At 58.9% G+C, this 12571-nt stretch carries 11 protein-coding genes, 1 tRNA gene and 1 pseudogene; 8 read left to right on the forward strand and 5 right to left on the reverse strand.

What is annotated here, in order from left to right; translation table 11 throughout:
• Positions 1 to 88: 88 nt before the first annotated feature.
• From ACFVTJ_RS05280 to ACFVTJ_RS05295, 4 genes and pseudogenes are all read right to left on the reverse strand, one after another.
• Positions 89 to 454, reverse strand: coding sequence for a hypothetical protein (locus ACFVTJ_RS05280; protein ID WP_386906950.1), 366 nt, complete (start codon positions 452 to 454; stop codon positions 89 to 91).
• A 54-nt stretch (positions 455 to 508) separates the two neighbouring features.
• Positions 509 to 658, reverse strand: a pseudogene (locus ACFVTJ_RS05285) (DUF6538 domain-containing protein); the annotation flags it as partial.
• A gap of 66 nt (positions 659 to 724) precedes the next feature.
• Positions 725 to 800, reverse strand: a tRNA-Thr gene (locus ACFVTJ_RS05290).
• Between the two features lie 135 nt (positions 801 to 935).
• Positions 936 to 1898, reverse strand: coding sequence for an NAD(P)H-dependent flavin oxidoreductase (locus ACFVTJ_RS05295; protein ID WP_386905298.1), 963 nt, complete (start codon positions 1896 to 1898; stop codon positions 936 to 938).
• Between the two features lie 254 nt (positions 1899 to 2152).
• On the opposite strand from ACFVTJ_RS05295, the gene ACFVTJ_RS05300 reads away from it, so the two are divergent.
• The gene (locus ACFVTJ_RS05300) at positions 2153 to 3301 is read left to right on the forward strand and encodes a hypothetical protein (RefSeq protein WP_386905300.1); all 1149 of its coding nucleotides are present in this window, start codon (positions 2153 to 2155) and stop codon (positions 3299 to 3301) included.
• A gap of 49 nt (positions 3302 to 3350) precedes the next feature.
• Here ACFVTJ_RS05300 and ppk2 read toward each other — a convergent pair whose 3' ends face one another.
• A complete protein-coding gene (gene ppk2, locus ACFVTJ_RS05305; protein WP_386905302.1) occupies positions 3351 to 4232 on the reverse strand; it encodes a polyphosphate kinase 2 in 882 nt (293 codons plus the stop codon).
• Between the two features lie 231 nt (positions 4233 to 4463).
• Between ppk2 and phoR the strand changes: the two genes are divergently transcribed.
• The 7 genes from phoR to phoB all read left to right on the forward strand — a co-directional run bounded on the left by phoR (position 4464) and on the right by phoB (position 12421).
• Positions 4464 to 5732, forward strand: coding sequence for a phosphate regulon sensor histidine kinase PhoR (gene phoR, locus ACFVTJ_RS05310; protein ID WP_386905304.1), 1269 nt, complete (start codon positions 4464 to 4466; stop codon positions 5730 to 5732).
• 195 nt (positions 5733 to 5927) lie between these two features.
• A complete protein-coding gene (locus ACFVTJ_RS05315) occupies positions 5928 to 6962 on the forward strand; it encodes a substrate-binding domain-containing protein (RefSeq protein WP_386905306.1) in 1035 nt (344 codons plus the stop codon).
• Positions 6963 to 7250: 288 nt separating this feature from the next.
• The gene (pstC, locus tag ACFVTJ_RS05320) at positions 7251 to 8735 is read left to right on the forward strand and encodes a phosphate ABC transporter permease subunit PstC (protein WP_386905308.1); all 1485 of its coding nucleotides are present in this window, start codon (positions 7251 to 7253) and stop codon (positions 8733 to 8735) included.
• On the forward strand, positions 8732 to 10054 hold the full coding sequence (gene pstA / locus ACFVTJ_RS05325; protein ID WP_386905310.1) for a phosphate ABC transporter permease PstA: 1323 nt from the start codon (positions 8732 to 8734) through the stop codon (positions 10052 to 10054). Before pstC ends, pstA begins: the two co-directional genes overlap by 4 nt.
• Before the next feature lie 15 nt (positions 10055 to 10069).
• Positions 10070 to 10885 (forward strand): phosphate ABC transporter ATP-binding protein PstB, encoded by an 816-nt coding sequence (pstB, locus tag ACFVTJ_RS05330; protein WP_080791433.1) that lies wholly within the window; start codon positions 10070 to 10072, stop codon positions 10883 to 10885.
• Positions 10886 to 10981: 96 nt separating this feature from the next.
• The gene (phoU, locus tag ACFVTJ_RS05335; protein ID WP_077985368.1) at positions 10982 to 11707 is read left to right on the forward strand and encodes a phosphate signaling complex protein PhoU; all 726 of its coding nucleotides are present in this window, start codon (positions 10982 to 10984) and stop codon (positions 11705 to 11707) included.
• A 30-nt stretch (positions 11708 to 11737) separates the two neighbouring features.
• Complete coding sequence (gene phoB / locus ACFVTJ_RS05340) at positions 11738 to 12421, forward strand: phosphate regulon transcriptional regulator PhoB (protein ID WP_003493692.1); 684 nt, start codon at positions 11738 to 11740, stop codon at positions 12419 to 12421.
• Positions 12422 to 12571: the final 150 nt, after the last annotated feature.

Genomic DNA, 12571 nt, shown 5'->3' on the forward strand with positions numbered 1-12571 from the left:
GCGCTTAAAATCTTCGCTGAAATTCGATTTGCTCATGATACTCTTCCTGCCTCAAAATTAGGAAAGAAGGCGTCTACAAATCTAGGGGCTATTCAGTCTGGGTTGGCGCGCGCAGGTCAAAGTCGTCGTATGACGCGTCGTGCTCCAGAACCGTTTTAAGAAAACTGCGCACAGCTTTTTTAAAATCTTGTTCTAGCCAAACGTACTGACCATCCGTTTTGGAAAACGGTACGTTGTATTGAGTCATGAAGCCTGAAAGCAGGCTTTCATAGCCAGTGGCAAAGGAGAGAGGGGTATCTGTTTCAATTTCCTGCTGCGTCGCTGCAAGTCGTTGCTGGTAATCCTGACGCGTCTGTTCGGACAGACGTCCCTTGCTATCGATCTCGTTCGTAACCTTGGTCAGAAGATCGCGAAAATGCTGTGTCAGCAGGCCGCGCAGTTCCCTGTATTCCATCCCGTATGCAATTCCATGATCTGTAAGTCGTTCCCCTATCTGGATCATAGACCGGGACAAGCGCAATGCTTTTCGTGGATCGCGTGTCTGTAGCGAAAGCTTGATCGTTTCGGCTTTACGGTTCGGGTGTAGCTGCTTGGGCAACGGCCAACGGAAGTAGAATACACCGTGCCGGGACTTGAGAATGTATGAGGGGATAAACAAAGAAATGGCTCACCGAAATGTCCCACCTGCGGAACTCGGTATTCAAGTCTTTGATTTTAAAGGAAATGGTGCCGCTTACGTGACTCGAACACGTGACCCCGTCATTACGAATGACGTGCTCTACCAACTGAGCTAAAGCGGCCCGATTGTGACCCGCTTGTTGCGGATCAGCTTCATGGCGGGCTGATACAGGCAATGCTGACGGATTTCAAGCCTTGAATGTGCTGGTTTTGAAATTTCCGCAAAAAGCTTTGCCTGTCCATTGTTTAGAGGCGCGTCAGGCCCTTCCGCAGATCCGACCTCTCGCTGCTTCATATTCGTCTGCCAGCCGATCCACGAGTGCGGCCACCGGTTCCACCGCCTTGATGGCGCCAATGCCCTGGCCCGCGCCCCATATGTCCTTCCAGGCCTTGGCACCGCCGGTGGCGGTCTCGAAATCCATTTTGGAAGGGTCGGCTTCGGGCAGGTTGTCGGGGTCCATTCCGGAGGCGACGATCGAGCTTTTCAGATAATTGCCGTGTACGCCGGTGAAATAGTTCGAATAGACGATGTCCTTCGCCTGCGCATCGACGATCGCCTGTTTATAACCTTCGGAAGCGCGCGCCTCCTCGGTGGCGATGAAGGGGGAGCCGATATAGGCCATGTCAGCGCCCATGGCCTGCGCCGCGAGGATGGAACCGCCATTGGCGATGGCGCCCGCCAGCAGCAGCGGGCCGTCAAACCATTCGCGGATTTCCTGAACGAGGGCGAAGGGCGAAAGCGTGCCCGCATGTCCGCCCGCACCGGCCGCCACCGCAATCAGCCCGTCGGCGCCCTTGCGGATGGCGGAACGGGCGTGGCGATCGTTGATGACATCGTGCAGTACGATGCCGCCATAGGAATGCACGGCTGCATTGACCTCCGGCACGGCGCCCAGGGAGGAGATCACCACCGGCACCTTGTATTTGACGCATAGGCCAAGATCATGCTCCAGCCGGCGATTGGACATGTGAACGATCTGGTTGACTGCGAAAGGCGCCGCCGGACGCTCGGGATTGGCCCGGTTATGCGCGGCAAGCTCTTCGGTGATCATCGCCAGCCATTCATCGAGCTGGCTTTCGGGCCGCGCATTGAGCGCCGGGAAAGCGCCGATGACGCCGGCCTTGCATTGCGCCAGCGTCAGTTGCGGATGCGAAATAATGAATAGCGGCGATGCTATGACCGGAAGACGCAGATTGTCTTTCAGCACGGACGGCAGCATGTCTCCTCCCACGAATTACGTTTACGCGCACGTAAGTCAATATCGCGTTCGGCGACGGATTGAAAGCGAAAACAGCGCGGCAAAGACCTGCCGAATCTGCGTTCGTAGCGCCACAATGGATCGATTTTCCTCAAGACAATCCGGTCTTTATCACAAACGACGCTTGCGGAGGGGCGGCATAGCCTTTACCGAATCGTGAAGACATGGCGCAGCGCGGCATATTTTTGCACAGCGCAATAGAACAAGGATCGGTCGTGAGCGGACTGGAAACGGCAATCAGAAATGCTCTGGAAAAATCGGACAGATCGAACGCCGAAGTTCGTGCACGGATTTACCAATCCTCCCGTCAGGCCTTGGAAGCGGGCCTGCGCAAGCAGGGCATAGACGATCCGCAGGTCGTTGCCCAGCAGCGCCAGCGGCTCGAGAGCCTGATCCATCTCATTGAAAATGAAGAGCGCAACCGTCTTCTGGATAGGGTGGAGCAGCAATTGCGTCCGCCCGCAACGGAAAGCCCGCAGCAGTATGATCACGGGGTTGATCCCGTTTCGCAGCCAGCCCATCACGACACTATGGCTGTCGAGCCGGAGCTGCGCGGGGAAACGCGCGATGTGCGACCGGGTGCTGCTGCCGTTGCGCCGGAGCCGCCGACTGCGGGACGGCGTAATGGAAAGCCGGCGAAGCGCGGCTCCAGTGCTACCGATGCATCACTTGCTTTCCGGCCGGAGGGCGCAGTTGGCCGCCGCAAGCGCCGTGGGCTGTTTGCCCGACTTTTCATCTATGTGACGCTTCTCGCCTTTATCGGTTTCGGCGCCTGGTGGGTCTATTCTTCCGGCCTGCTGCTCTCGCCGGAACAGCGCGATACCAGCGTGCCCAATCCGCCCGCGCAGGTGCAGGCGGAGGATTTTAACGGCACGGAGCCCGCGCCGAGCCTTTCGGCCGGTCGTGGCTTTTCTGACGACTGGGTTGAGGTCTTTAATGCCGAGCGCGGCAGCTCAGGCGTTTCGGCCGGCCCGCGCGCCACTGTCGAAAACATCGCTACGCCAGCCGGCAAAGCCTTGCGTGTAACGTCGAAAAGTGTGGCGCAGGATGGTGCCGTCCGCGTCGAAGTTCCCGTGGAAGTCATGCGGGACATGGCGGGCAAGTCCTCGACCATATCGATCACGCTGCAATCCTCCAGCGATCGCCAGACACAGGTTTCCGTCTCCTGCGATTTCGCCACGCTGGGTGATTGCTCCCGCCACCGCTTCACCGCGACGGCCGAGCGTGCGGATATGCTGCTTAACACGACATTCGAGCGGTCCCTCGCTCCCAATGCGCCGGGGAAAATCTTCATCAATAGCGATATCGATGGCAGCGGACGCCCTGTTAATCTCTATTCCGTGCGCATTCTGCCGGGCCAATAAGGAAAGGCACAAGCGCCTCTGATGGGGCGCTTGTCGTGGTTTCGCGGTCTTATTTGAGGAAATCCGGTCCTGATCCCAATATCTTGTCGTCGATCTCGCCGATGGCTTGTCTGTCCTTGCCCTCATAGTCCAGCGCAAGGAGGATATGGCGAATAAGGTTCACCCGTGCGCGGCGCTTGTCATTGGCGCGCACCACCGTCCAGGGGGCGGCATCGGTGTGGGTTTTTTCCAGCATCTCGTCGCGCTTCTGGGTGTAATCGTCCCATTTCGTCAGTGCGGCTATGTCCATATCCGAGAGCTTCCAGCATTTCAGCGGGCTGTGGCGGCGGTCATGGAAGCGCTCGATCTGCGTTTCGCGGCCGATGTCGAGCCAGAACTTGAAAAGGTGAATGTCCTCGTGAACAAGCATCTTTTCCAGACGTGGTGTTTCCTTGAGAAAACGCTTGTGTTCGTCCGGGGTGCAGAAACCCATGACCGGTTCCACGCCCGCGCGGTTATACCAGGAACGGTCGAAGAGAACGAATTCGCCGGCAGTCGGAAAATGTGAGATGTAGCGCTGGAAATACCATTGGCCGCGCTCGGTTTCCGTCGGTTTGGTCAACGCCACCACGCGGGCATAGCGGGGGTTGAGATAGGCCCGGGCTGCAAAGATCGCGCCGCCCTTGCCGGCCGCGTCGCGGCCTTCAAAAACTGCCATGACCCTTTTGCCGGTGGCCTGCAGCCAGAATTGCACCTTGACCAGCTCAACCTGCAGCGCTTCCAGAGTGGCGTCGTAATCCTCGCGCTTCATCTTCTTGTCATAGGGGAAATCGCCGGCGGAGAGCTTCTTTTCCGATACCCAGTCGGGAAGAATCGGGTCGTCAATGTCGAAGCTGCGCAGCTTGCCGCCTACGGTGATCTCGACCGTCCGCTTCTTCGTTTCTTTGCCCATGGTTTCCTCCTGATCTTGTTGTGTAAAGGCAACTCGCCGCCAATGAGTTCACATCCATTGCCGGAATTCAAGTGAAACAGGGTAGGTAGACTAGACTACGAGGGCGCTGGCGATTGCGGCGCAGATTTCGCGCATATACGTTGTGGAAAACGCATGATGATGAATCTCTGTCATGAAGCTGGCCTATGAGATTTCGATGCGCTGTAGGGTGAGAGTGGAGAGCAGGCTGAAATGGCAGTCAGGGAAGGCAATGGTGGATTAAGGCTTCTGGGAAAGAAGCTTGGCCGGAACTGGTTGCCCGTTCTCATTGTCAGCATGCTTGCCGTGGTGGCCGTTGCCGAGCTGAACACGCCCTATATGCCAGCCGCCCTTTGGCTCTGCGCTATCATAGCCATTCTAGCTGCTCGGGAAAAACCGGCGGCACCTGAGAAGGATGAAGACGCAGTCGCGAATATGGATGAGCCAGATGTGCCGGGTGAAAACGTCATTTCCGGTGTTAGGGCGGGCCTTGCGGCGCTGGATACGCCGGTTTTCATTCTCGACAAGAATGCCAGCGTGCTGTTTCAGAATGGCGCGGCCGAGCGCGCCTTCGGCCAGCTTCCAGCCGGTGCGCATATTTCTGCAAGGCTGCGTTCACCCGGCCTGCTGGACGTCATTCGCGAAACCATCACCACCGGGCAGCCCAACCAGGTCGAGCATTCCGAGCGTTTCCCATCCGAACGGGTCTTCATCGTCCGCATCGCCCGCGCGGATGTGGGCGAGGGGGCTGGCCCGCCTTTCTATATCCTGTCCTTCCGCGACGTTTCGGAGCTTCGCCGTATCGACCGGATGCGTAGCGATTTCGTCGCCAATGCGAGCCATGAATTGCGCACGCCGCTTGCCTCGCTGCGGGGTTTTATCGAAACCATGCAGGGGCCGGCACGCAACGACCCGAAGGCGCAGGAGCGCTTCCTTGCCATCATGCTCGATCAGGCAACCCGCATGAGCCGGCTGGTGGACGATCTCATGTCCCTTTCAAGGCTGGAGCTGCGGGCAAATATCGCGCCGGACCAGAGGGTCGATCTCGTTCCCGTCATCGGCCATGTGCGTGATGCGCTGCTACCGCTTGCGAATGAACTGGATGTGACCATCACGCTGCACCTGCCCGACCGGCCGGCAGAGGTGCAGGGAGACCGCGACGAGCTGGTGCAGGTGTTCCAGAATCTCGTTGAAAACGCCTGCAAATATGGTCAGGAAGGCAAGGTCGTGGATGTCTGGCTGCGTGCCGAACCCGGCAAGCCGGTGGAGGTCAGCATCATCGACAAGGGGCCGGGCATTCCCGCCGAGCACGTGCCGCGCCTGACCGAGCGATTTTATCGTGTCAGCGTTGCCGACAGCCGCTCGAAAAAGGGCACGGGCCTCGGGCTCGCCATCGTCAAGCACATCCTCACCCGCCACCGCGCCCGTCTCATCATTAAATCGGAATTGGGCAGCGGTACCGACTTCACCGTGAGATTCTGACATAAAATATGCCTCCGCTATTAAGGGCATGAATTTTTATAATCAAAATCAATAATTTAGGCTGTCACAAATCTTTCGTCAAAGTGACATAAAAGGATGTGGCTACGGTGGTTAAGAAAAGGTCGCCGAGCGCATGCTACGAGCGAGTACCGCTATCGGCTGCGTCCACAAACAAGCCCACGACGGGAGAGACAAATGAACTTCCTTAAATTTTCCGCAGCAGCTCTGGTGGCTTCTGTCGCCTTCGCTGGCGCCGCCGCTGCTCGCGACCAGATCCAGGTTGCTGGTTCCTCCACCGTTCTGCCTTACGCCAAGATCGTCGCTGAGACGTTTGCTGAAACCTTCCCCAACTTCAAGGCTCCCGTTGTTGAGTCCGGCGGTACGGGCGGCGGTCTGAAGGCATTCTGCTCCGGCGTCGGCGAAGGCACCATCGACATCGCCAATGCTTCGCGTCCGATCAAGAGCGACGAACTGGCCGCCTGTAAGGCTGCTGGCGTTGCCGACGTTCAGGAAGTGAAGATCGGTTACGACGGTATCGTCTTCGCAATGGACTCGTCCAACAAGGACATCAAGCTCGAGCCGAAGGATCTGTACCTCGCGCTTGCCGCTGAAATCGTCAAGGACGGCAAGCTCGTTGCCAACCCCTACAAGAAGTGGTCGGAAATCAACAAGGAACTGCCGGATGTGGCAATCGCTGCTTACATCCCGGGTTCCAAGCACGGCACACGCGAAGTCTTCGAAGAGAAGATCATGGCTGACGGTTGCAAGGAAGCCAAGGCGACCGACGTCATCAAGACGCTGATCACCGACGCCAAGCAGGCTGCTGCCAAGTGCGTTGCAGTTCGCAAGGACGGCGCTGCAGTCGACATCGACGGCGACTACACCGAGACGCTTGCTCGTATCGATGCCAACAAGTCCGGCCTCGGCGTTTTCGGCCTCGCTTTCTACGAAAACAACGCTGACCGCCTGAAGGTCGCGACTGTCTCTGGCGTCGTTCCGTCCACCGAAACCGTTGCCAGCGGCAAGTACCCGGTTTCCCGCCCGCTGTTCTTCTACGTGAAGAAGGCTCACTTGGGTGTTATCCCGGGCCTCAAGGAATATGTTGAGTTCTTCACGTCCGACGAAATGATCGGCCCTGACTCGCCGCTCGCAAACTACGGCCTCGTCGCCGCTCCGGACAAGGAGCGCGAAGAAATCCGCGCCAAGTTCGCTGCCGGCGCTTCGATGTAATGAAGAAAGAGGGGTGTGGCCTGCCGCACCCCTCGTTCCGCTTCGGTGACATTCCGTCTCGGCGCCATTCGTCTCGGTGATTGTCTCCGGTTGACAGTTCCCATCCATCGCCATCCACATGATTATTGATGGATTACAGATGGATAGGATGTATCAACCTTGACGCTTGCCAGACTTTATTCCAGTCAGGCGGCAAGCATCACTGGATGGTCCAGCGGTCTCGTTTTGATGACTTTTTGATTTGCCCGATATCGCACCGTGCTCTTGAGGCACGCCGAGGGAACTCTAATGAACACATCGATCCTTTTGCTGATACTGGCGCTCATCGGCATCGGCAGCTACTTGCTCGGCAGCCGCCGCGCTGTTGTTTTGTCTGGTGGTCGCCCCTCCAGCATGCATTCCCGTGCCGGTTATCACGGCTCTTACGCGGTTGTCTGGGCGGTTTTGCCCGCGGCGTTCATTCTCTGCGCCTGGCTGGTCGTCAGCCCGTTGCTTGTTACCTCTGCGGTGCGCGGTAATTTCCCCGAGGATGTCCGGGCGCAATCCGAGGCGCAGCAGAGCCTCACCTACGGCATGGTGACCTCCATTGCCCGCGGCCTTCAGCGGCTGACGCCGGAGGAAACCGCGCAGGTTGAGGCGGATACGGCTGCGGTGCGGCCGCTTCTGGCATCGAAGGGTGTCGCGATCGCCGGTGATCCCGCGCGGTTCATGGTCGATGCCGCTCACACGCTCAACAGCATGACCTCCACCAGCCGCATCGCGATGATTGCCGTTGTGCTGCTGGCCGCGCTTGGCGGCGGCGCCTATGCGTTGCGTTCGATCGCGCCGCGCTTCCGGGCACGCAACCAGGTCGAGAACGTCATTCTCGCGGCCCTCCTCGTCGCCTCGTCCATCGCCATCCTCACGACCATCGGTATCGTGCTGTCGATGCTGACGGAGGCGATCCAGTTCTTTACCATGGTGCCGGCACATCAGTTCTTCTTCGGAACGGTCTGGGATCCGCGTTTCGCGGCGGCTGGTGCTACCGACTCCTCCGGCCAGTTCGGCCTGATCCCGCTCCTCGCCGGCACGCTTTATATCGGTCTCGTTGCGATGCTGGTTGCGGTTCCGGTTGGCCTTTTCTCGGCAATCTATATGGCGGAATATGCCTCGCCGCGCTTCCGCTCGGTGGCAAAACCGCTGCTTGAAGTCCTCGCAGGCATCCCCACCATCGTTTACGGCTTTTTCGCGCTGACGACGGTCGGTCCTTTCCTCAGAGACATTTCCACGCAGATCAACGGTCTTGCAACGGGGAACTACGCCAACTTCATCCAGGCGCAGAGCGTCATCACCGCCGGTTTCGTCATGGGCATCATGTTGATCCCCTATGTCTCGTCCCTGTCGGATGACATCATCACCGCGGTGCCGCGTTCGCTGCGTGACGGTTCCCTCGGGCTCGGCGCCACGCGGTCCGAAACCATCAAGAGGGTCATCGTTCCCGCCGCTCTTCCCGGCATCGTCGGCGCCGTGCTGATGACGGCCTCGCGCGCTATCGGCGAGACCATGATTGTGGTTCTGGCGGCTGGCGTCGCCGCCCGGCTGCAGCTCAACCCGTTCGAGCCCATGACCACGGTGACGGTCAAGATCGTCAGCCAGCTTACCGGTGACCTTGAATTCACCTCGCCCCAGACGCTGGTCGCCTTCGCGCTCGGCATCACGCTTTTCGCCATCACGCTTTGCCTGAATATCTACGCGCTTTACATCGTGCGCAAATACCGGGAGCAATATGAATGACCGACATCGTTTCTCCCGCAGCCGGTGCGAGCGCCGTCAACAGGGCCACGCGCCGTGATATCGGCATCAAGCGCCGCTATGCCGCCGAACGCCGCTTCCGTGCCTACGGCATGGCAGCGATTTCCTTCGGCCTCATCTTCCTCTTCCTGCTGCTTTTCTCGGTGGTTTCCAAGGGTTACACCGCTTTCCAGCAGACGATGATCACCGTTCCGGTTGAGTTTTCGGAACAGATCATCGATCCGAAAAATGAGCGCGCCACAAATCCCACTAAACTGATGACGGCCAATTATCCCGTCATCGCCCGCGATGCTGTCGCCAAGGTCCTTGGTGTTGCACCGACTGACCGCGCCGGCCTTCGCGCCGTCAACCTCCTGATCTCCGACAGCGTGCGCACGCAGTTGCGTGACATCGTCGTCGCCGATCCCGCCGTTATCGGCACCACGCGCACCGTCACGCTTCTCGCTTCGGGGGATGTCGACAGCGCCTTCAAGGGTCAGGTCGACCTGACGGCGGATGAAGCCAATCGCCGCATCTCGAACCAGCAGCTCGGCTGGATGAACCAGCTCGCCGAAAGCGGCCAGCTCGGCAAACATTTCAATACGGGCATCTTCATCAACGGCGCCTCAAGCCGTCCGGAAGCGGCGGGTGTCGGCGTGGCGCTGATCGGTTCCTTCTACATGATGCTGATCGTCTTGGTGCTGTCATTGCCGATTGGCGTCGCGGCCTCGATCTACCTTGAGGAATTCGCCCCGAAGAACCGTCTGACGGATCTTATCGAGGTGAATATCAACAATCTCGCGGCCGTTCCTTCGATTGTTTACGGTCTGCTTGGCCTCTCGGTTTTCATCAACTTCATGGGCTTTCCACGCTCGGCCTCGCTGGTTGGCGGCCTCGTCCTGACGTTGATGACCTTGCCGACGATCATCATCGCGACCCGCGCTGCCCTGAAAGCCGTGCCACCGTCAATCCGCGCCGCCGCCCTCGGCCTCGGCGCTTCCAAGATGCAGACGATCTTCCATCATGTGCTGCCGCTCGCCATGCCCGGCATTCTGACCGGCACCATCATCGGCCTCGCCCACGCGCTGGGCGAAACGGCGCCGCTGCTCCTCATCGGCATGGTAGCATTCGTTGCGAATTACCCGACAACGCCGATGGATCCGTCCACGGCCCTGCCGGTGCAGATTTACATGTGGGCGAACGAAGCCGAGCGCGCCTTTGTCGAAAGGACATCTGGCGCTATCATCATCCTGCTTCTGTTCCTCATCGTCATGAATGTTGGCGCAATCCTGTTGCGTCGCCGCTTCGAACGGCGCTGGTAGAGGGAGATTGAGCAAATGAACATGTTGTCGGAAGCAGCAGTTGAAAAGGCGCTGGACAAGAAAATGAATGAAGTCTCATACAAGATGATCGGCAAGGACGTTTCGGTTTATTACGGCGAAAAGCGCGCGCTTTACGACGTGAACCTCAATGTTCGGGAAAATACGGTGACCGCGCTGATCGGCCCCTCGGGCTGCGGCAAGTCCACATTCCTGCGTACCCTGAACCGTATGAACGACACGATCGACGGCTGCCGGGTCACCGGCAAGATCACGCTCGACACCGACGATATCTACGATCAGGCGATCGATGTCGTTGAACTGCGCGCCCGTGTCGGCATGGTGTTCCAGAAGCCGAACCCCTTCCCGAAGTCGATCTATGAAAACATTTCCTACGGTCCGCGCATCCACGGTCTCGCCCGCAACAAGGCGGATATGGATCAGATCGTCGAGCACAGCCTGCAGAAGGCCGGTCTCTGGAACGAGGTGAAGGACCGCCTGCAGGAATCCGGCACGGGTCTTTCCGGTGGCCAGCAGCAGCGCTTGTGCATTGCCCGCGCCGTTGCCGTCAGCCCGGAAGTTATTCTGATGGACGAGCCCTGCTCGGCGCTCGACCCGATCGCGACTGCAAAGGTCGAGGAACTGATCCACGAGCTGCGTACCAACTACACGATCGTTATCGTCACGCACTCCATGCAGCAGGCGGCGCGTGTTTCCCAGCGCACGGCTATGTTCCACCTTGGTCACCTTGTCGAAGAAAACGAAACCGACAAGATGTTCACCAATCCGGACGACCAGCGCACGCAGGACTACATCATGGGCCGCTTCGGCTGATCCCGGCCGGCGTTTTATCGAAACCGAACAAGACTGGTGCCTCTGCCGTGCCCGCTTCGGGGTACGTGCATGCAGGCCAAGCCGGAGGACTAGACCATGACACAGACAACGACCCATTCGCATATTCTGTCGGCCTATGACGACGAACTGAAATTCCTCACGCGTCGTATCGCCGAAATGGGCGGTCTCGCGGAACAGATGTGTGCCGACGCCGTGCGTGCGCTCGTCAACTCCGACGCCGCACTCGCCCAGAAGGTCATTTCCGACGACGCGATCCTCGACCATTCCGAGCGCGAGATCGGCGACAAGGCCATCGTCACCATCGCCAGGCGCCAGCCGATGGCGGCAGACCTTCGCGAGATCATCGGCACGCTGCGTATTGCAGCGGACCTCGAACGTGTTGGCGACCTCGGTAAGAACACTGCCAAGCGTGTCATCGCGGTTGCCGGAACGGGCGTGCCGCGCAAGCTCGCCCGCGGCATAGAGCACCTGTCGGAGTTGGCGCTGGTACAGCTCAAGGAAGTCCTCGACGTCTATTCGACACGTTCGGCGGAGAAGGCCAATGCCATCCGCGAGCGCGACGAGGAAATCGACGCCATGTATACGTCGCTCTTCCGTGAGCTTCTGACCTACATGATGGAAGATCCGCGCAACATCACCACCTGCACGCATCTTCTGTTCTGCGCCAAGAACATCGAGCGTATCGGCGACCACGCCACCAATATCGCCGAGACGATCTATTACATGACCACCGGCAGCCAGCCGGAAGGCGAACGTCCGAAGGACGACAGTTCCAACACGCTCGGTTCGGTTACCGAGTAACAGACAAGCAGCGGCTTGCGGAGTTAGTATATGGTGCCCAAGATTGCAGTTGTGGAAGATGAGGAAGCTCTGAGCGTCCTGCTTCGTTACAATCTCGAGGCTGAGGGATACGACGTCGACACGATACCCCGTGGCGATGAGGCGGAAATCAGGCTGCAGGAGCGTATTCCGGATCTTCTCATCCTGGACTGGATGCTGCCTGGCGTTTCCGGCATCGAGTTGTGCCGGCGGCTCCGAATGCGGCCGGAAACCGAACGTCTGCCCATCATCATGCTGACGGCGCGTGGCGAAGAGAGCGAGCGCGTTCGTGGCCTTGCCACCGGCGCCGACGATTATGTCGTCAAGCCGTTCTCGACGCCGGAACTCATGGCCCGCGTCAAGGCCATGCTGCGCCGGGCGCGCCCCGAGGTTCTGTCTTCGGTGCTGAAATGTGGCGATATAGAACTGGATCGCGAGACCCATCGCGTTCACCGCAAAAGCCGCGAAGTGCGTCTCGGCCCGACGGAATTCCGCCTGCTGGAGTTCCTGATGACTTCTCCGGGCCGGGTGTTCTCCCGCTCGCAGTTGCTGGATGGCGTCTGGGGCCATGATATCTACGTCGATGAGCGTACCGTCGACGTGCATGTCGGACGCCTGCGTAAGGCGCTCAATTTTTCCCATATGCAGGACGTCATCCGCACCGTGCGCGGTGCCGGATATTCGATGGAAGCCTGATCGGAACCGAACTGACGGTTCCCCTCAGCATGACGTTCCGCCAAAATGAAAAGGCCCGAAACCGGGATGGTGTCGGGCTTTTTCATTTTGAACCTTCCGCAAGCACGATACTTTCATCTGCTTGACGAGCGGTTGAGAGCCCACCGAAAT

Origin of the sequence: Agrobacterium sp. NPDC058088 (assembly GCF_042885035.1) — a bacterium.
Taxonomy (GTDB): domain Bacteria; phylum Pseudomonadota; class Alphaproteobacteria; order Rhizobiales; family Rhizobiaceae; genus Agrobacterium.